Raw genomic sequence first — 19,442 nt, 5'->3', positions numbered from 1 at the left:
CTACTCTCCCTTGCGCTTGCGGGTGAAGATCGGCCGCTTCACCGGCATCAATCGCTTCACGCTCAGGTACCACAACAAAATAGAAACAGGCAGATACACGATCAGAAAATACACCCACGGCGTGATCGGCGGCTCCACATTGCTGCCGAGCGTCACGAACTCCGGCTCAAACATCGCGATCAGATTCAACACCGGATTCAAAGCCGCCACATAAAACAACTTCGGATGCGTGCCATGCCCGTTCAGCAGATCGAGCATCTCATTCAGAAACACGGCGGCCAACCCTGTCCCGCCCAGCAGCGCAAACGTCAGCATGTATGCCGTCACCGTGGAGACACCCGTGCGCTTAAACCACGCCGAACAGAACAGCCCGACCGACCCGAACAAGATCATCGCCATCAAATAAAACCCGAACACGCCCAGCACCTGTCCAGGCGAGACGCCCCCAAACAGGAAGATCACCGCATACACCGGCAAAGTGGCAAACACCAGCAACGCCATAAACGACAGCGACGACACCAGTTTGGACAGCACGATCTTCAGCGGCGACAGATGGGTCGTCAGCAGAATGTTCAGCGTCTGCCGCTCCCGCTCGCCGGAGATCGTCCCCGCCACGAGCCCCGGTGTCACAAACGCGATCAGCACCAGTTGCAACGCGGCCAGCATCACGAACAGCATCCGGCTGTCCCCCGGATTGTAGTACACGTTTCTCGCGTATTGCAGATACGTAAAACCAAAGATCACGCCGCCCATCACCAGCAGATACAAAAACAGCGTGACCGGCGTCTTCAGCGTGCGCATCCGCGAACGATACTCTTTAACCAAGATCGGATTGGTCACGCGCCTCAAAAGCTTTTGCATTACGAACCGACCCCTTTCGTCACCGTGAGGAACACCTCTTCCAGATTGCCCGCCTCTTCCGAAAACGCCAGCACCGGCAGACCGTTCGAGACCAGCCGCGACAACAGCGCGACCTGGCCTTCTTCATCGCCCGTATAGGCGATCAACAGGTCTGTCTTCCCTTCCAGCGTCACCGACTGCACGCCTTTCGCATCCTGCACGAGCGCCTGCGCGTCCTCCGCCCGGCTGCGCAGTTTTACGCGCAGCACGCGATGCCCCGCCACCTGCGCAGCGATCTGGTCGACCGGCGCCATCGCGATCAGTTGACCCTGCTCGATGATGCCGATGTGATCGCACATCTCCGCCAGTTCCGGCAAGATGTGCGACGAGATCAGGATCGTCTTGCCCATCCCCTTCAGCTCTTTGAGGATCTCCTTCATCTCGATGCGCGCCCTCGGATCGAGCCCGGACGCCGGTTCATCGAGGATCAGCACTTTCGGATCGTGGATCAAGCACCGGGCCAGACCCAGCCGTTGCTTCATCCCCCGGGAGAGCGTGTCGACGTATGCATCCGCCTTCATCGACAGGTTGACGAGCTCCAGCAAATCGCGGATCAGCGTCTCCCGTTTCTCCACCGGGATGTTGTACGCCCCGGCATAAAAATCCAGATACTCCACCGCCGTCAGATTGTCATACACCCCGAAAAAGTCCGGCATGTACCCGATCAGCCGTCTGACCTCCTCCGGGTTCTGGATCACATCATACCCGTCGACATACGCTTGCCCCGACGTGGGAGCGAGCAACGTGGCGAGGATCGACATCGTCGTCGATTTGCCCGCGCCGTTCGGTCCGACAAAGCCAAACACCGATCCGGCCTCGATCTGCAGATTCAGATCGTGAACGGCGCGAAATTTACCGTATTTCATGCTGAGATTGACCGTGCGGATCACGGCGACACCGTCCCTTCCACACCGACGCTCGGAAACACCACGTAGAGATCGGTCAGCAGATTGCTCCGCAGACGCACCTGCAGCGTCCCGTCTGCCGATACATATTTTTTCAATTCACCCTCCGCCATCGACGGCGTATTCACCTTGGCGACCGGTTCCCAACTTCCGGTCAACCAGTTGTAATATTCTTTCTCCAGCATCGCGTATGTGCTCTGATCGAGATCGGTCATCACGTTTTCCGGGTCCAAAAAGCCGCCCGCCCTCACGTTGTAGCGCAATTCCACAACCCCGTTCTGAAGCATCACGCCACTCTGATCCACATGCGCATTGCCGGTCGTCGAACTGATCTGCGGCTGGATCGACCCGAGCGGCAACACCGTGTTGCCCTCTGTCGGCGCCAGCGACAACGTCTGATACACCAGCGAATACTGCCGGTCCCGTTCAACGTTTTGCCCATCGATGGTATAGGTGCCCATCGGCGTATGCGAAAAGCCGTAGAGATGGATCAGATCCTCCCCGAGAATTTGCGGATGGGCCGCCACCGCCAGCATTTCGCGCTCCTGATCCCTGTCGCTTCGACCATACTGTCCGTTGCTTGACATCGTCAACTTTTCGGTCAACAGGTTCGACGCCCTGCCCGGTTGCGCACTTTGGTTTTGCAATTGATACGCCACCTGTGCCGTCGCACCCGGATCGAGATCACCGACCCGAATCACGTCCTTGCCAAACAGGATGTGCGTCTCTTCGAGATCAAACTGGCTGTTGTTGGTCACCGTCCCGGTCACTTTGCCGGACGCGTCGACCTTCAACTGATGCCCGATGTTGCCTTTTCCTTTGAGATACGTCTCCAGATACACCGAACGCGTCGACCAATATGGCACCTTTTCAAAGACGATCTGCGACCTGTCGCCGTTTTGAATCACCCGTCCGCCGCCGTCATTCTGATCGCTGGCAAACGCCCGCATTCCGGCCGGCAGATCGACCGTGTAAGAGCCGCCGCTCGTGACGACAAACGATCCGGCTCCTCCCACCTTGGCCGTATCTGGACTGAGCAGTTCCACCGTCGAGACGACTTGCAGGGCGACGTTTCCGTGCATGTTCATGCCGATCAGCCAGATGCCAAGGGAAAAGACTAACGCAGTGCCGGGGATCGCGCCCCAGGCCCATTCGCGCTTGTTGATCCGGCGCAGCAGCAGGTACAGACCCGGTCCGACCAAAACCGCATACACGCCGAACGCACCGATGGCGAGGCCGAGATCGGGCGTCAGGTCGCGAAACCTCGTCGACGCATTGAGCAATTGAAACTTCGCATCGGACAGGATCTGTCCGACCGGATTGATCACCGGCTGGCCCACTGGACTGTTCGTCTCCGTCATCAGCAGTTTTTGCCATAGCTCCTTGTTGCCTGCCCACGAAGCCAGCGGCTCCTCGCTGAGATCCCAGGCCGCATACAGCACCGAGCCCGCGCCCGCCTTCTGCACCGCCACCAAAGGCACCGCGCCGGACGCGACCACCGAGCGCGCCCCGGGCTTCAGCTCACCGGTCGAAGCGAGCATCTGCGCCACCGACGGTGCAGCACCCGCATACGCAGTCAGCGCGGACAGATCGGTGACCTGCGCTGTGCCCCGCACGAGCACCGGCGACAGATCGGCAAACAGCGAAGCCCCACCGTTAAAATCGGCACCGCCCGCCAGCACCAGCGTACCGCCGCGATCCACCCACGTCTTCACCGCCGCCACTTGTTCCGGAGACAACGGCTCTTTGGGCGCATGGTTGATGACTAGCACGTCGAGCGAATTCAGCAAATCCGGACTTTCCGGCAAATTGTTCGCTCCGACCGACTGGATCGCGATCCGTCCGCCGAGCCCGCCGGACGGGAGCGTCTGAAACAGATTGAGATCGTCCGGCTTTTCGGTCATCCCGCCGATCAAGAACGAGTTTCCTTCCTCCAGCGCACCGCCCGCCGGCACGATCTGCGACGCGACCTCCTCACCTTTCGCATCATAGATTGTCGCCTGCGTCCGGCGATTGAAATAGCCGCCCGGCACTTCCAGCGTAAACGTCTTCGTCGTCCCGGCCGGCACGACGACCTCCTTGGCAAACGAGCCGCCAACCCGGTCGTGTTCCCGTGGGTTTTCCGGCTCGAGCACCAACTGACCCGCGAGATCTGAACCTTTGTTTTCAATCGTAATGCGGACAGCCGTCCACGCCTCCCGCTTAAACGCCCCGCCAAACCCGGTGCTCACCGTCACCGTGACCGGATCGGCCGCCGACACCTGCGCGGGCGCAAACGGCATCAACAACGCGAATGCCAGCAGCCATCCGGCCACTTGCTTCCTTTTCATATGCTGAAACCTCCCCATAAAAACAATCCAAAAAAAACAAACAAAAAACCGTCTCACAGATAGAGACGGCCAAATTTGTGAAAAGTTACCTTTTCGACAGTATTTTTGATCTTTTTGGGGGAAGCGTGATTACTCCGCCTCGTAGACTTCCGGCTTCCAATAAATCACGCACTGTCCGAGCGGCAGATTGATCTCACGAGCCGCACCCGGCACGCCGTTCAAATAGATGATCTCCGTGACGACGACGCGCTCGCCCGCCAGTTCCACTTCTCCTTCATACTCGCGAACCGAACCGTCCGCCAGCAAAAACTCCACCTTACCCGTTCCGATGTCGCGCATGCGGGAACTCTCCTCTGTCAGAAAAAATGATAAGATCCAGACTCTCTTTTATTGAATCATATTTGAACTGGAAAAGAAAGCATCCCCGCTTGCTTCGAGACGAGATCAATGCAGAAACTCTTCGTTCAAAAACTCATTGGGATCGAGCCCGTCAAACAGGTCACGCCATTCCTCCCGCTCCACCGTCCTTGACAGCCGGATCTTGCGTTGCGGTCCACGCGGGTAGCGAAGCGTGTACGCGTGATACGCCCGCCACAGCACATACACGCGGATCAGATAGCGCTCCGGCTCATGATAATCAAAGAAATGGCGGATCTCCAGCCGGCTCTGGCACAGTTCGACCAGCAACCGGTGATCGGGCGCAAAATATTTCCCCACCGCCCGCACCAGCAGCATCACGATATCAGAGCGGCGCATATACAACGCCGACGAAGCCAGCAACAAAAACAGATACAGGTACGGATACACCCGGCGCGGCTCCTCGCGATGCGGGATCGTCGCCGTGCGCAGCCAGGTCGTGATCTGCACGACGTCGATCGCTTCCGATTTTAAGATCAGTCGTTTGGCGAGCTTCATATATTCGAACAGCAACACTTTGACCAAGGGCATCCGCTCTTTGCCCTCCGTTCCGATCAGCGTGCTGAGCAACTGGCCGAACGTGTGCGAGACGATGCATTTGGCCACAAAATTGTGACCGTACGTCTCCGTCTTGATCACCAGCTTGCCGATGTCGCCGAGGCTTTGAAACGATTGGAGCACAAAGGAATTGATGTCTTTGTTCAACTCCCGGTTTTTCACCACCTGACAGGTGATCGCAAAGATCTGCTCCACCGCCAGTTTCACCATGTTCATCATCTGCTGGCCGATCAGATTGTTTCGCGTGATCAGCGCATACGCCGCGATCACGCGGTTGGCCGCTCGCAGCGACCCGCTCTCCGCATAGCGCATGCCCATTTCATGCAGTTCATTTAAAATGCGTCCCGAAACAGCCAATTCCCGCTCTTTAAACGAGATCGATGCGATGCCGACCAATTGGTCGATGATCCGCTCATGATACCACAGCGCATCGTCCGCCTGCTCCGACGGGAGCTTGGCCTGATGCATCATCTCCGCGATATTTTCCACGCAAAAGACGGCTGTCACCGCATCCATCTCGCTGACCGCCTTTTTGGCGATGTCACAGATCTGCCCGACCTTGTCCAGCGCGCCCGGATAATCCCCGGCCCGATAGGCGGTCAGATATTCGCGCTCGATCGCCTGCACGATCGTCTCCGGCTTGAGCAGTTGGATCACAAAGTAGAGATAGACCAGCAACGCCATAAAACAGACGAGCAGCAGCACGAGATCGGCGCTCATCCCCTGATCCAGCCACAGCGGCGGCTGATCACCCGGATGGTCGGAGATGCGGGAGAGCAGATAGATCGCGTGCAGGATCGTGCCAAAGTAAAACGACAGCAAGCTCGCATTAAAAGGAAAGCGGACGTAAAAATCCAGCACTCGGTGCGTGTACTTGCTCGCCGTCAGTTGGATCGCGACCATGATCACCGAGATCGACAACGCGAGGATCGTCGCGAGCGTCGACGCGATGGTGCCCAGATACCCCCTGGCCGTCTCCAGATCACCGCTGAAAAACGGCGGCGTAAAGCGAAAGATCAAGATCATCAATCCCCACGCCAAAAGCAACTGTCCAATCGAGTGCGAGATGGGGGCATGCCGCAGATGCTGCAGATGACCACGATGCACAGCCTCTCCTCCTTTCCCGCCGCGTGTCTTTTAGTATCCACCTTTTCCCCGTGCTCATTCTTCATAGACGAGCGGGAGGGGGCGAATACTAGTCGATGACGGATGACGGCTCATTCCACCTACAGGCAGGAGGCGATTGCTGATGAAACGGCGTGCCAGATGGGGCATGATCACCGCCCTGACCGCTTTGTTGATGACTCCGTTCTTCGTACAGGATCAAGCGCCCTTTGCGGCTCGCCAGTCGACGCCGACACCGGCCAAAACTCCGGCAAAAGCAGACGCCCGCACCGCCCAGATCCGAGCACTGGCAGCGAAAAAAGCGCAAGGCAACGAAAGCGTCGTCGCCAAAGACATCGCCCGCACCGCGTCATTGTGCGTGCGCGACTGCCGGACGATGCTCACTGAGATCTCCAATGAACTCGGACATGCAGGGACCACCGCCGAGCGCCTGCACGTGCTGAAACAACACCTCAGCCAGCATTCGCAATTTGTGGCCCTGACCTTGACGGAAGATCTGAACAATCCGCTGCAGGTCGGTCATCCGTTGCGTTCCGACCTGCTCAAACAAGCGCATCCGTTTATCGTCAAGGACAATTTTTACGTATCCGACCTCTACCGCAAGCCGCAGGCCAACGACCCGAAAGAAAAAATCGGCATGACGCTCGGCGTCCCCGTCCTGCGCGGCTCGCAGGTCGTCGGCTCGCTGACAGCCGATGTGGAGATGGGCCACCTGATGCAGGTGATCCGCACCCAAGACGACGAGATGGGCACGAAGACCAGCCTCGTCGGGCTGGACTGCTACAACGAAAAGATCGGAGCCGGCACCCGCGGCCTGCAGGACCAAGGCGGCAACTCCGAAGCCAAAGGCGGCGTAAAGACCCGGCAGGTCTCCCGCAAACGGGCCGTCTCCAAAGTGGACGGCACCGCCTGGCGAGTCAGCGTCACCTCAAAAGGCGACAAAGCCCGCATCCACGGGCAAGTCGTTCACGGGCAGGTGCTCGTCCGATTTGATCAAGCTCTGACGCAGGAGCAGATCACGAAAATGACGGGCGACATCAAAGGCAAGCTCGTCCGCAACCACTCACGCAACAACCGCCATGTGTATATTTTCCAATCGGATACCACCTCAACCGCCGACATGATCGCTTATTTCCGCTCCCAAGGCGCTCGCATCGCCGAGGCGCACACCAAACTGCGGCAAAACACCGCCACCGTCAAAGAGGGCGAGACAACTGCCAAAGAGCGGGTGATCGAATCGCCGAACGACACGTTTTACGGCAGCAACCAGTGGAACCTGCCGCTGATCGGTGCGGATAAAGCGTGGCAGATCTCCACCGGTGACCCGAAAGTGATCATCGCCGTCGTCGACACCGGCGTCGACCTCGACCACCCGGACCTGAAAGGGCAGCTGACCGAAGGCTGGAACGCCATCGACGGCAGCAACGTGCCGCAGGACGACAACGGTCACGGCACGCACGTTGCCGGAGTCATCGCCGCCCGCACCAACAATCTCGAAGGCATCGCCGGCATCGACTGGGCCGGCAAGATCATGCCGATCAAAACGATGGGAGCTGACGGCTCCGGCTCGGTCGTCGACATCGCCGACGGCGTGATCTGGGCGGTCGACCACGGCGCGACGGTGGTCAACCTGTCGCTTGGCGAATACAGCGACTCCGACTACCTGCACGAAGCGATCCGTTACGCCTATGACAAAGGTGCGGTCGTGCTGGCCGCAATGGGCAACGACGGCATCCCGGAGCCGAGCTACCCGGCCGCCTATCCGGAAGCGATCGCCGTCGCCGCCAACGACGAGACGACCGAGTCGGCCACCTTCTCCAACTTTGGCCCGCACTGCTCCGTCTCCGCCCCTGGCGTCGCGATCCCGAGCACCTATCCGGATCGCCGCTACGTCGCCCTGTCCGGCACATCGATGGCGACACCGCACGTCGCCGGCCTCGCCGCTCTGATCCGCTCCGTCAACCCTGATCTGACTCCGGATCAAGTGCGCGAGATCCTCGAACAGACGTCGGACGACCTCGGTCCTTCCGGATTTGACGACTACTACGGACATGGCCAGATCAACATCGGCCGCGCCTTGAACGCAGCCCGCGAGACGGTGAAATCATAAAAGGAAAGGGGCTTCCTTACCGTGAGGAGGCCCCTTTCCCACCCATGATCGCAGCCATCTGTTGCTCTTTCTCCTCGGCCATCACGACGCCAAGCAACGCGATACATACGCCGAACACGACGCCGAGCTTTGTTCCTTCCCCCCGCATCGAGGCCGGCAGCGACTCCACCAGCACGATCCCCAGTATAAAGATCACCAGAAACACGACCGCAAATTTGGCCGTCTCCTGCATTTGGATTCTCGTTCTCGTATCCAACCGAAAAGCTCCCCCTTTTTCTCTCATCCCTATACTCTATGTGGCACCCCCACATCGAGCGACCGATTCGCGAAGGGTATTCTAACCAATTTTCGATATTTTGTTAAAATTACCCAACCCATTTTCCTGTATGCTAGAGTTTGAGAAAGGAGGAGACACGTTTGCGACTCAAGCTGAAAGAATACACCCCGATGTTTACCGGCCTGCTGCTGATCGCGCTCGGTCTGGTCCTGCCGCTCGGATTTGACGACTCGCCGCGGCTCATCGACCTCTTCTCCTATTGGGCTAGCCATATGATCGATACTTATCTATAGACATTCGGTTCCGCTTCCTCGCATATACATCTGGCGAGGAGAAACCGGAGCGTCGCGGATTGCCACCATCCTTTCCGGAGGTGGACACTTATGAAACGACGTTTCCGGCTTGACGAGATCGTGATCTGGGTGATACCCGGTCTCGTGAGCATCAAGTTCAAGGTTCAGATGTAAAGAAAAAGCGGCGTGCATCGGCACGCCGCTTTTTCTTGCTTTTTTACAACGCCCGCTCGATCAGATCCATGATGTGCACTGCTTCCATCTGCCCCGTCATCCCGGCGCGCTGGATGCCTTTTTTCATCTGGAGCAGACAGCCCGGATTGGACGTGACGATCAGCGTGGCCTTCGTGTTTTCCACGTCGACCATCTTGTCGTCGAGGATCTGCATCGACATGTCAAAATTGGTGATGTTGTAGATCCCCGCCGAACCGCAGCACGTGTCGGCCCCGCGCATCTCCACAAACTCCACGCCGGGGATGCTTTTGAGCAACTGGCGGGGCTGGTTGCGCACGCCTTGCCCGTGGGCGAGGTGGCAGGAGTCTTGGTAGGTGACGCGCACGTTCAGTTCTTTGCTGAACGAAAGCGGCGGCAGTTCCGCGAGCAATTCGTTTGCGTCGCGCACCCGGCCGACAAATCGCATCGCCCGCTCTTTCCACACCGGGTCGTCGTGGAACCAGTGATGATACTCCTTCAACGCCGCGCCGCAGCCCCCTGCGTTGTTGACCACAAAATCGACGCCCGCTCTTTCAAACGCCTCGATGTTCCGTTTTGCCAGTTCAACCGCGCCGCTCTGCTCTCCGGCGTGGGCATGCAGCGCGCCGCAGCAGGCTTGCTCCTTTGCAAACACCACTTGGCAACCGGCTTTGGTCAGTGCGCGGGCGGTCGCTTGGTTGGTCTCATAAAACATCATGTCCATGACGCAACCTGTGAACAGTCCGATTTTCAAACCAGCCGCTTCCCGCTCCGGCTCCATGACCGGCTCCCGCTTCATCCGCTGCCACGGTGACGCGATCGTCTGCACCGCCGTCGCCATCTCCGCTGCCTGACGCGGCATGATCTTGATCAGCCCGGTCTTTTGAGCCAGAGCTTGCAGACCTGCCGCCTGCGCCATCCACAGCAGCGATCCCATCAGTTCCAGCCGCTCCGGATGCGGAAAGACCTCGTGGAAGATCAGATCGCGAAGCAGCGAAGTATCCCCCTTCTGCTTCTTACGGGTCTCCACCACATCGCGGGCCGTCTCGACCAATGAGCCGTATGGCACCCCCGCCGGGCACGCCGTCTCGCAGGCCCGGCAGCCGAGGCAGAGATACATATTGTGTTCAAACTCCTCGTCGATCTGGAGCCGTTCGGTCGCCGCGCCTTTCATCAGCGCGATCCGACCGCGCGGCGAGGCCGACTCTTTCCCCGTCTGTCGGTACGTCGGACAGGCAGGCAGACAAAACCCGCACTGCATGCAGTTGAGGATCTCATCCATGTCAAACTGGTCCAACAGCCGGGGCAGCGAGCTGTCCGGACAGTGCTCAGGCCCGGCTGTGACCGTGCCCGCCGCCAACATGTTCGTGAGCGCACCCATGCGTTTTCACCACCACTCTGCGTCGTTGGTCTTTCGCAAACATCTTACCAGGGTTCATGATCCCGTGCGGGTCGAACGCCTCCTTGACCCGCTTCATCAGGTCGATGCCTCCCGCGCCCACTTTCCATTCTAGATAAGGCGCTTTGGCGATGCCGACCCCGTGCTCGCCGGTGATCGTGCCGCCGAGTTTGATCGCCGCTTCAAAGATCTCGCCAAACGCCATCTCGACGCGGTGGATCTCCTCCGTGTCGCGCTCATCCGTCATGCAGGTCGGGTGCAGATTGCCGTCGCCTGCGTGGCCGAACGTGCAGATCGGCACGCTGTATTTGTTCGCGATCACCCCGATCTGATCAACCATCTCCGCCAGACGGGCGCGCGGCACCGTCGCATCTTCGAGGATCGTCGTCGGCTTGACGCGGGACAGAGCAGACAGTGCGGCCCGGCGGGCGGCCATCAATTTCGCGCCTTCCTCCGCATGTTGCGCCGTGCGCACTTCCACCGCCCGTTCCGCGTGTGCGATCTCGGCGATGCGGATCATATCCTGCTCGACTTGGAGCGGATCGCCGTCCTGCTCGATCAACAGCATCGCCTTCATATCGAGCGGCAGCCCGATCCGGGCAAACTCCTCGACCACCCTCATCGTCGCCTGATCGAGAAACTCCATCGTCGCCGGGATGATCCTCTCGGCGATGACGCGCTGCACGGTGCGGGCCGCGTCGGTCAGGTCGCTGAAATATGCGACCATCGTCTGCTTGGCCTTGGGCAACGGCAACAGTTTGGCCGTGATCTCCGTCACCACCGCCAGCGTCCCTTCCGAGCCGACCAGCAGTTTGGTGATGTCATAGCCCGCTACGTCCTTGGCGTTTTTGCCGCCAAAGCGCAGCACCTCGCCGTTTGGCAGCACCGCTTGCAGGCCCATGATGTAGTCCTTGGTCACGCCGTATTTTAAACCGCGCATGCCGCCCGCGCACTCCGCGACATTGCCGCCCATCGTCGAGATCCGCATGCTGCCAGGATCGGGCGGGTAAAACAGCCCCCGCGCTTCCACCGCTTGATGCAACTCCGACGTGATCAGACCCGGCCCGAACGTCGCGGTCAAATTTTCCTCATCGATCTCTTGCAAGCCGTTCAATCGGTTCGTCACCAGCACGATCCCGCCCTCTGTCGGCACCGTGCCGCCGCACAGATTGGTGCCCGAGCCGCGCGAGACGATCGGAATGCGATGCTGATTGGCGATCTTCAACACCGCCGCGATCTCCTCCACGGAGCTCGGCATCACCACGGCGTCCGGCATCGCTTGGTACAGCGGCGTCGCGTCATAGGAATAGACGTACAGCTCATCCGGCGTATCGAGAAACCATCTCTCGCCTACGATCTGACGCAGTTGGCTCTTCAGTTCCTTTTCCATCGCGCAACCCTCTTCCCAGTCATCAGATGAATGTAAATACAGATTAGCACAGGTTACGCCTTGTTTCAATGAGCCTCGTTGTGTAGAGTGGGGATATGGTCCTGACAAAGAAAAACTATCAGATCGTCGCCGACGAGATCGGCCGGATGATCGCAGAAGGCATGCTCAAACCGGGCGACAAGATCGCCACCATCGACCGGCTCGCCGAACAGTATGGCGTCGGCAAATCCACCGTCCGCGAAGCCCTGAGCCAGCTCAAAGCGCGCGATCTCATCGAAGCGCGCCAAGGCGAAGGCACCTACGTCAAAAAAAACGCGGCCGCTGCCTTGGCCAGCCTGCCGCCGCTGCTCTCCTCACCGCCTGATGAACTGCTGCACCTGTTGCAAGTGCGCAAGGTGATCGAGAGCGGCTGCGCAGAGCTGGCGGCCCTGCACCACGACGAGCACGATCTCGCCCTCCTGGAGCAGATCCTCGAAAAAATGTCGCTCGCCGTCAACAGCGAGGAGTCGAGCCGACTCGCCGACATTCAGTTTCACACCGCCCTCGCCGCGGCCACAAAAAACCCTTATCTCACCGCGATGATGAACTCGCTCTCCGAAGCGATGAACGCGTCGATCCGGGATTCGCGCAACCTGTGGCTGTATGCGCGCGGGGCATCGTCCGTCCGGCTGTGGCAGGAGCATCAGGAGATCTATGAAGCGATCCGCGACCGCGATCCGGACGCGGCCCGCGACCGTCTGCTCCGCCATCTGGAGCAGGTCGAACAGGCTCTGCACAAAAAAAGGTAGGTGCGCACAGCGGCACCTGCCTTTTTTCGTCGCTTATCTGTTGTTGTTGTACAGCAACACCCCGGCGGAGAGGCCGAACGCCAGCAAGGCCAACACATAGGCTGTGCCCGCACCGAATCCTTCCCCGCGCTTGTTCATCCAACGGCCAAAATTGATCGTGTACACCGCGACCGCAGCCGGGAGGAACAACTGCAACCCCAGAATGATCCACTTCATCTGTGCCCTCGCCTCCTTGCCTACTTGGCGATGATCGGAGCGGTCTGCACACCGGTCCGCCTGATGTTGATCGTCACTTTCACATCCACCTTCGCCGTCTTCAACGATTTTCGAAACGGAAACCGCTGCAGGTCGGCCGCCGTCGCAAACTGGGACCGCGTCTGTTTGAAGATGTGGAACGGGTCTGCTTGATACTCATGAAACATCCGTTCAATCAGCTCTTTTTGATTACGACTCAGCCGAGCTCCGATCTTTTGTTCCAACTGATGCAGATGTTTCAACTCCGTATAGTTGACATGGCTTTGCACGCCGATCAAATCCCCTTCGAGGGACTCATTCACATGCACGCGCACCGGCTTTTGCGAAAGATCCACCTCGATATGCGGCGAACGGGCATGTTTGAGCTCCACCGAAACGTACGCACCCTTTTGGAGCGGATCGGGAAAGTCCATCTGCGTGCGCAACAGTTCCCCGCGCAAAGTCAGCAGCATCCGCGTTTCGATACCGTCGAGCATCGTGACCAGTTTGGCGTCGCGAAACACGCCCGTGCCGACAAACTCCAGCGGATTGCCCCCTTGCCGAACCACCTCTCCGGGCACGGAGGAGAGTTCCGTCTCCTCCGCCCACGACTCTCCCTCCGAATCGTCGCTGTTGTTTTTTTTCTTCACCTTGTCATTAATCCCCACTGTCGGCAAGATCGCGTCTTGATTGGGCGCTTCCATCGACGTAATAAATTCGTGAAAGATCACGTACGGCGTCAATCCGGTGTGCTTGCCGACATTGGTGACCGACTCGTTAAATCGACTGACCGATTTTTCCAGCACCGGCTTGTTTTGGTCAAACGTCTCCCGCGCGGTCCCGCGCGTGACAAACACATGGACGGTGCGGCGAAACTCCCGATACCGGGTCAGCGGACGCAGAAACTCGATGAACTGCTCGTCCTTTGCCATCTCCTCCCCGACCACGAGGTTAGCCAGATGGAGCAGCGAGATCCGCCGTTCGACCGTCGTGTTTAAAAAGTTGAGCGCACCGGGGATCGTGTGCGCCCGTACGGTGATCGCCTCCGCGCCGGATACCTGACTCCCCGACTCACCGCCCTCCTCGCGCCCGGCTTCCTGTGCGCTCGGCACGGCGATGCGGGCTGTCACGTCGATCATATTCTCCGGAGCTTTGTCGATGCCGAGCGACACGACAAACGCCATCCCTTCCAGTTCGATCCTGTCATAGCAGCCGGTGCAGGCGGCCATCGTCAGCGAGACGATCAGCAACAGGCTGAGCAACGGCCGCCAGACGCGTTTAGGAGGCGTTTCGGTGTGCATCCCGATCCTCCCCCTTTCCATCCTTCCAACGCGCCATCCAAAGGATCGCCATCGGGATGAACCAAGCCACCGTCCAACCGACTTTCATCAGGATGTTTGTGTTCCACATGTTGACCTCCGGCCAACTCTCCGGCACAAACGCCAGCGCATAGAGGATCGTGCCGACAGAAAACACAACCGGCCGATAGACCGGCATCCGGCAGAACCACGCGATCAGGTAGGAGATCACGAACACCAGAGTTCCGACTTTGATCAACGCCAACGCCACCCAGATAAACACAAACGCCGCTTCCAACCGCTGAATAAACTGGCCGATGTAGATCAAGCGGCCCAGCTGATAGAGCGGAAACGGCGCACGCATCGACGCTTCCGGCGGGAAGATCAGCGTAAACGACAGCACCATCACCGCATACACCACCGCCGTCGCGCCCGTGCTCCAATAGCCGATCCGCACCGCGTCTGCCGGATTTCGCAGCAGCGATCCGAACACCGCCAGAAGCAGCACGTTGAGAAACGCGCCGGAAAACTGCCAGCCGCCGCTGATCACCCGTAACGGCCCGGTACCCCAAAAAGGAAACAGATACTCGACATTCATCCAGTTGCTGTTAAGCGCCAGCAACGAGACCAGTCCAAACAGAAAAAGCAGCAAAAACAGACTGGACACGCGGGTCAATCCTTCGATCCCCGTATACGCGTAATACAGCACCGACAGCAAAAACGGTATCGCGATAAACGAGATGGGAGAGCGGGGCAACACCGTCGTGATCACCATCTCCGTGAAGAGGCGAAACGTCGAGGCCGCCTCCGCCATCAGAAACAGGCAGATCATCAGCACCGCGATCCCGGCCCCGATCCGGCCGAGACAGCGCTCCGCCAAAGAGAGCATATTTTCGCCGGGATGCATGACCAGAGCGGGCGCGCACACCGCCCAGACGATCATGCAGATCATGGCGGAGACGAACGGGATCATCCAAGCTGCCGCGCCTCCGTGCATCACCATCTGTTGCGGCAACGTGAGAAAGACGTTGGCGAGCAGCACGGCGAACACCAGCGCAAACAGTTCCCTGCGTCCGAGATATCCGGTCTTCAGCACATGCACTCCTCCTTATCGGCGGCTTCGTGGTTCGCGGTCAGGATTTTCTTTGGCTTTTTTACGCCGCGCTTCCTCCGAGTCGTGCGTCGTCGGCGCCCAGGACCGCGTGAAAGGAGTTTGCCGCCGCAGCGACTGCGGGTAGAGCGGGCGGGGCCGCATCTCCTGCTCATAGATCGGGCCGCGGATGATCACATCTGGGCTGGAGCGTTTAAACGGAGCGATCGGCGTCAACATCGGCACGCCAAACGACTTGGTCTGCGCCCAGTGCATTGACATGAACATCACCCCGAGCGTGATCCCGTAAAATCCCCAGCAAGCGGCGAGAAAGATGAACAGAAAGCGCAGCGTCCGGACAGCGAACGAAATGTTGTAGTTTGGCATCGTAAACGCGGACAGCGCCGTCACCGCGACCACGATCACCAACAGCGGCGAGATCACAGCCGCTTGAACGGCCGCTTGTCCGAGAATCAACGCGCCGACGATACCGATGGTCGGACCGATCACATTCGGGATGCGGATGCCCGCCTCGCGGATCAGTTCCAAGGCCAGTTCCATCAGTAGCACCTCCAGCACCAGCGGAAACGGCACTTTCTCACGGGCGGCTGCGATGGTCAGCATCAGGTCGGTCGGGATCATCTCCGGATGATAGTTGGTGATCGCGATATAGATCGCCGGCAAGAGCATCGCCGCCACGAAGGCGATAAAGCGGATCAAGCGGATAAACGAACCGAACGGAAAGCGCAGATAGGCATCTTCCGGCGTATGAATCAGCGACCAGAGCATCGTCGGCATGATCAGCACATATGGGCTTTGACCGACAAAGACCGAGACAAATCCTTCTGACAGCGACTGAGCGACTCGGTCCGGCCGCTCCGTGGCCATCATCCGGGGGATCAGGCCGCGGGGCGGTTCCTCGATAAACTGTTCGAGTTGGCCGCTGTCCTGCAGAAAATCGACCTTGACCGCTTCGATGCGCCGTTTCACCTCTTCGACGAGGGCGGGGTTGACAATGCCGTCCACGTACATGATCGCGAGATCGGTGGGGGCGAGCTCGCCGATCTGCATCATCTCCGTGATCAGACGTTCCGTTCGCAGACGAGCGCGGACGAGACCGGTGTTGGCGCGCAAGTTCTCGGTAAACGCATCGTGCGGGCCGCGCACGACCGTCTCCGTCTTGGTCTCGCCGACGCCGCGATGGGCCCAGCCGTTCGTCGCCACGACCAGCGTCTTGTCGATTCCTTCGAAAAAGAGTGCGGTCGAACCGGTGAGGATCTGCTTCGTCGCTTCGGTCCAGGCGTCATACACCGCAACCTGATTGCCGGGCACCAGCATCTCCCGCGCCCGTTCGAGAAGATCATCCTTTCCGCCGTTCGTCGGTTCCTTCGCACGAAGCATCAGCGGTTCGAGCACATACTCATTGATGATCTTCGTATCGGACAACCCCTCCAGAAACACGGCAAACGCCCGCACCGGCACATGATCGACCACCCAAAAGTCCCGGATCACCACATCCGCGTTCGTGGGCATCCGAAAAATGAACTCCACCCTTTCCCGATTCTCCGCCAGACTCGCTCCGATCTTTTCCGGAACGGCCTCCTCTTCCAAATCATCGGGCGTTTCTTTCCCCTCACCATCCGCCGACGAATCGTCATCGTCGCTTTGCTGCACATCCGCCTCGGTCTCTCTCGCGCGTCCATGACCGCCGGACTTACGTGCCGCCTCGGCTGCCTTCTCGCGACCTGTGCTGTCAGACTTTTGTGCCGCCTCGGCTTCCTTCTCACGACCTTTGCTGTCAGACTTTTGTGCCCCCTCGGCGTCCTTCTCGCGACCTGTGCCGTCAGACTTTTGTTCCGCCTTCTCGCGGTCATCGCCTCGTGACGCTTGTGTCGCCTTTGGCTCCCTCTCACCGCCAGCACCTTCAGACTCACGCACCGCCTCGGAGCCATCCTTCTCCACCTGTGCTGCACGGCCGATCTTGCGCGGACGAATCGTTTTGCGATATTTGATTCTGTTCGTACTGCCGCCGTCCTCCGGTTCTCGCTCCGGTTCTGCCACCTGTTCTTCCTCCGGCGGTTCTTTTTCGGGCGGGTCGTCTTGTCGCGGCATTTGAGCCGATTCCGGTTCGCTTCCCGACCGCCCTTTCGTCTTCCCGAGCAGCGAGAAATCCTCGTCCAGAATCGTATCGTCCACCGCAAACAACCGACCGATCTTCGACCATACGGACATCGGGTTCCTCCCCATTTTGATTTGCCCCTATGTTTCCCTCCTTTTTCCTGCTCATGCATCTTTTAGTCATGCAAAGCCCGCAACTCCCCCGACACCCGATCCATCTCCCGCACATATACCGCCCGCTTCTCCTCCGACAACTGCCCGTCTGCCGCCTGCTCCGCCAGCCTCGACAACTCCATCTGAAGCAACAGCCTCGCCTCTGCATGCCGCACCTCCACATGCGTCTGCGCCCTTCGAGCCTGTCGCTCCTGCCATTCCTGCCACGTTCCCGGATAGTGCGTCACCGCCCCGTCCGCAAACACCAGCACCTGCGTCGCCAACCGCTCCACCAGCCGTCGGTCGTGCGACACCACAAGCAAAGTTCCGGAATATTCCCTCAACGCTTCTTCCATCCGTTCCCGCGACAGAATATCCAGATAATTGGTCGGCTCATCCAACACCAAAACATTTACATCGGCCAGCATCAGCTTCACAAACGCCACCCGGCATTTCTCTCCCTGACTCAACTCGCCGACCTTCTTGCCCACCTCCTCTTTCCGAAACAAAAAACTCCCGAGGATCGTCCGCGCATCCGTCTCCGTCAGTCCCTCGATCTCCAAAACTTCCGCCAGCACCGTCCGTGTCGGATCGAGCCGCTCCACCTCCTGCCCGAAATAGCCGATCCGCACCGACGGACTGCGCCTGACCTCCCCGTCACTTGGCTCCATCTCCCCGCACAGCACCTTGAGCAGCGTCGATTTTCCGCACCCGTTCGGCCCGACCAACGCCACCCGCTGCCCCTTCTCCACGGCAAACGTCACCCCTTCATACAACGTCCGCTCCGCAAACCGGACAGCTACGCCTTCCACGAGAAACGCCCGGTTTCCAAACGCCTCCCCACCCACAAATCCGATCTTCATTCCGACCTGATCACGCGGCGCGGCCACACGCTCCGCCTGCAACTTCTCCAACTGCCGCCCCTTGTGCCGCATCTTCGCATGCATCTTCTTCGCCCCGCTCTTGTCGCCGCCGCCATGCGCCCGCTGCGCCCACAGTCGAAACCGATCCACCGACTCCTGCAGATGGCGCGCCTCCGCCTGTTGCTTCTCATACAACGACCGGTGCCGCTGCCGCTCCGCCTCCTTCGCCAGCGCATACGCCGTATAATCGCCCGGATACGACCCCATCCCGTCTTTTCTCAGCTCCAAGATCCGCGTCACCGCCCGATCCAAAAACACCCGGTCATGCGACACCGCCAGCACCGTCCCGGCATACCCTCGCACAAACCGCTCCAGCCACTCGATCGTCTCTCCGTCCAGATGGTTCGTGGGCTCATCGAGCAGCAACACCTCCGGCTCCTGCAGCAACAAACGCGCGAGTTGCGCCCGCGTCTTCTGCCCGCCGCTCAACGATGCCACCTCCTGCTCCCACACCGCGTCCGGCAGACCGACCTCGCGCAGCACCCGCTCGACCTCCGCTTCCACCGAATAGCCGCCGAGCGACTCATACCGCTCCTGCAACTCCCCGTACCGCACCAACAACTCCTCTATTTCTCGGGAAATAATACCCACCGATAATAGGCCTTCGATCTCATTTAGATCCTTTTCCAAGGACAATAGTCCTACTTTACCGGCGCGCACATATCCTTTAACCGATTCACCGGAGCCCCACTCCGTCTGCTGCGTCAAAAGACCGACCCGCTCTGAAGTCACCGTCCGATCCCACAGCACCGTGCCGTCCTCCGTCGGAACCTTCCCGCACAACACGTGCAGAAACGTTGACTTGCCGACTCCGTTCGGTCCCACCAGCCCGACCTTCTCGCCTGGCAACAGCCCGCCGCTCACACCGGCAAACACCGTTCTCGTCCCAAACATCTTTTTCAAATCCATCCATTGCATCGCGTACATATCCATTCCCCCTGG

The 19,442-nt window shown here is 59.3% G+C and carries 16 protein-coding genes; 3 read left to right on the top strand and 13 right to left on the bottom strand.

The window, feature by feature from the left end; genetic code table 11:
- The 5 genes from OS242_RS00255 to OS242_RS00235 form a co-directional block, all read right to left on the bottom strand.
- Positions 1–861, bottom strand: a complete 861-nt coding sequence (locus OS242_RS00255) for an ABC transporter permease (RefSeq protein ID WP_267149657.1) — start codon at positions 859–861, stop codon at positions 1–3.
- Positions 861–1,790 (bottom strand): ABC transporter ATP-binding protein, encoded by a 930-nt coding sequence (locus OS242_RS00250; protein ID WP_267149656.1) that lies wholly within the window; start codon positions 1,788–1,790, stop codon positions 861–863. Before OS242_RS00250 ends, OS242_RS00255 begins: the two co-directional genes overlap by 1 nt.
- Positions 1,787–4,135, bottom strand: a complete 2,349-nt coding sequence (locus OS242_RS00245) for a DUF7408 domain-containing protein (RefSeq protein WP_267149655.1) — start codon at positions 4,133–4,135, stop codon at positions 1,787–1,789. The genes OS242_RS00250 and OS242_RS00245 overlap by 4 nt, the downstream gene beginning before the upstream one ends.
- Positions 4,136–4,264: 129 nt before the next feature.
- Positions 4,265–4,474, bottom strand: a complete 210-nt coding sequence (locus OS242_RS00240; RefSeq protein WP_267149654.1) for a hypothetical protein — start codon at positions 4,472–4,474, stop codon at positions 4,265–4,267.
- A 105-nt stretch (positions 4,475–4,579) separates the two neighbouring features.
- Positions 4,580–6,217, bottom strand: coding sequence for a DUF2254 family protein (locus OS242_RS00235; RefSeq protein ID WP_267149653.1), 1,638 nt, complete (start codon positions 6,215–6,217; stop codon positions 4,580–4,582).
- Between the two features lie 142 nt (positions 6,218–6,359).
- Between OS242_RS00235 and OS242_RS00230 the strand changes: the two genes are divergently transcribed.
- On the top strand, positions 6,360–8,345 hold the full coding sequence (locus OS242_RS00230; RefSeq protein ID WP_267149652.1) for a S8 family peptidase: 1,986 nt from the start codon (positions 6,360–6,362) through the stop codon (positions 8,343–8,345).
- Positions 8,346–8,361: 16 nt separating this feature from the next.
- Here OS242_RS00230 and OS242_RS00225 read toward each other — a convergent pair whose 3' ends face one another.
- A complete protein-coding gene (locus OS242_RS00225) occupies positions 8,362–8,601 on the bottom strand; it encodes a hypothetical protein (protein WP_267149651.1) in 240 nt (79 codons plus the stop codon).
- A gap of 161 nt (positions 8,602–8,762) precedes the next feature.
- On the opposite strand from OS242_RS00225, the gene OS242_RS00220 reads away from it, so the two are divergent.
- On the top strand, positions 8,763–8,915 hold the full coding sequence (locus OS242_RS00220) for a hypothetical protein (RefSeq protein ID WP_267149650.1): 153 nt from the start codon (positions 8,763–8,765) through the stop codon (positions 8,913–8,915).
- Between the two features lie 217 nt (positions 8,916–9,132).
- Here the strand turns inward: OS242_RS00220 and OS242_RS00215 are convergent, their stop codons facing one another.
- The gene (locus OS242_RS00215) at positions 9,133–10,389 is read right to left on the bottom strand and encodes a (Fe-S)-binding protein (protein WP_267150398.1); all 1,257 of its coding nucleotides are present in this window, start codon (positions 10,387–10,389) and stop codon (positions 9,133–9,135) included.
- A 46-nt stretch (positions 10,390–10,435) separates the two neighbouring features.
- Complete coding sequence (locus OS242_RS00210; protein WP_267149649.1) at positions 10,436–11,896, bottom strand: FAD-binding oxidoreductase; 1,461 nt, start codon at positions 11,894–11,896, stop codon at positions 10,436–10,438.
- A gap of 95 nt (positions 11,897–11,991) precedes the next feature.
- Between OS242_RS00210 and OS242_RS00205 the strand changes: the two genes are divergently transcribed.
- Positions 11,992–12,684 carry a FadR/GntR family transcriptional regulator gene (locus tag OS242_RS00205; RefSeq protein ID WP_267149648.1) on the top strand — a complete coding sequence of 231 codons (693 nt, stop codon included), beginning with the start codon at positions 11,992–11,994 and terminating at the stop codon, positions 12,682–12,684.
- Between the two features lie 33 nt (positions 12,685–12,717).
- Here the strand turns inward: OS242_RS00205 and OS242_RS00200 are convergent, their stop codons facing one another.
- The 5 genes from OS242_RS00200 to abc-f form a co-directional block, all read right to left on the bottom strand.
- Positions 12,718–12,900 (bottom strand): hypothetical protein, encoded by a 183-nt coding sequence (locus tag OS242_RS00200; RefSeq protein WP_267149647.1) that lies wholly within the window; start codon positions 12,898–12,900, stop codon positions 12,718–12,720.
- Between the two features lie 20 nt (positions 12,901–12,920).
- Positions 12,921–14,219, bottom strand: a complete 1,299-nt coding sequence (locus OS242_RS00195) for a Ger(x)C family spore germination protein (protein ID WP_267149646.1) — start codon at positions 14,217–14,219, stop codon at positions 12,921–12,923.
- Complete coding sequence (locus OS242_RS00190; protein WP_267149645.1) at positions 14,197–15,312, bottom strand: GerAB/ArcD/ProY family transporter; 1,116 nt, start codon at positions 15,310–15,312, stop codon at positions 14,197–14,199. The genes OS242_RS00195 and OS242_RS00190 overlap by 23 nt, the downstream gene beginning before the upstream one ends.
- A 12-nt stretch (positions 15,313–15,324) precedes the next feature.
- Positions 15,325–17,538, bottom strand: coding sequence for a spore germination protein (locus OS242_RS00185; RefSeq protein ID WP_267149644.1), 2,214 nt, complete (start codon positions 17,536–17,538; stop codon positions 15,325–15,327).
- Positions 17,539–17,600: 62 nt separating this feature from the next.
- The gene (abc-f, locus tag OS242_RS00180) at positions 17,601–19,427 is read right to left on the bottom strand and encodes a ribosomal protection-like ABC-F family protein (RefSeq protein ID WP_267149643.1); all 1,827 of its coding nucleotides are present in this window, start codon (positions 19,425–19,427) and stop codon (positions 17,601–17,603) included.
- Positions 19,428–19,442 lie beyond the last annotated feature (15 nt).

The sequence above is a fragment of the Tumebacillus lacus genome (assembly GCF_026410385.1).
Taxonomy (GTDB): Bacteria; Bacillota; Bacilli; order Tumebacillales; family Tumebacillaceae; genus Tumebacillus; species Tumebacillus lacus.
Note: the sequence above shows the minus strand (reverse complement) of the source record. Positions and strands in the feature narration are given on the sequence as shown.

What these genes read in the sequence shown, in the direction of transcription:
- OS242_RS00255 (WP_267149657.1), bottom strand. Translation starts at nt 861, where the DNA reads ATGCAAAAGCTTTTGAGGCGCGTGACCAATCCGATCTTGGTTAAAGAG.
- OS242_RS00245 (WP_267149655.1), bottom strand. Translation starts at nt 4,135, where the DNA reads ATGAAAAGGAAGCAAGTGGCCGGATGGCTGCTGGCATTCGCGTTGTTG.
- OS242_RS00240 (WP_267149654.1), bottom strand. Translation starts at nt 4,474, where the DNA reads ATGCGCGACATCGGAACGGGTAAGGTGGAGTTTTTGCTGGCGGACGGT.
- OS242_RS00230 (WP_267149652.1), top strand. Translation starts at nt 6,360, where the DNA reads ATGAAACGGCGTGCCAGATGGGGCATGATCACCGCCCTGACCGCTTTG.
- OS242_RS00215 (WP_267150398.1), bottom strand. Translation starts at nt 10,389, where the DNA reads ATGGATGAGATCCTCAACTGCATGCAGTGCGGGTTTTGTCTGCCTGCC.
- OS242_RS00210 (WP_267149649.1), bottom strand. Translation starts at nt 11,896, where the DNA reads ATGGAAAAGGAACTGAAGAGCCAACTGCGTCAGATCGTAGGCGAGAGA.
- OS242_RS00205 (WP_267149648.1), top strand. Translation starts at nt 11,992, where the DNA reads ATGGTCCTGACAAAGAAAAACTATCAGATCGTCGCCGACGAGATCGGC.
- OS242_RS00200 (WP_267149647.1), bottom strand. Translation starts at nt 12,900, where the DNA reads ATGAAGTGGATCATTCTGGGGTTGCAGTTGTTCCTCCCGGCTGCGGTC.
- OS242_RS00195 (WP_267149646.1), bottom strand. Translation starts at nt 14,219, where the DNA reads ATGCACACCGAAACGCCTCCTAAACGCGTCTGGCGGCCGTTGCTCAGC.
- OS242_RS00185 (WP_267149644.1), bottom strand. Translation starts at nt 17,538, where the DNA reads ATGTCCGTATGGTCGAAGATCGGTCGGTTGTTTGCGGTGGACGATACG.
- abc-f (WP_267149643.1), bottom strand. Translation starts at nt 19,427, where the DNA reads ATGTACGCGATGCAATGGATGGATTTGAAAAAGATGTTTGGGACGAGA.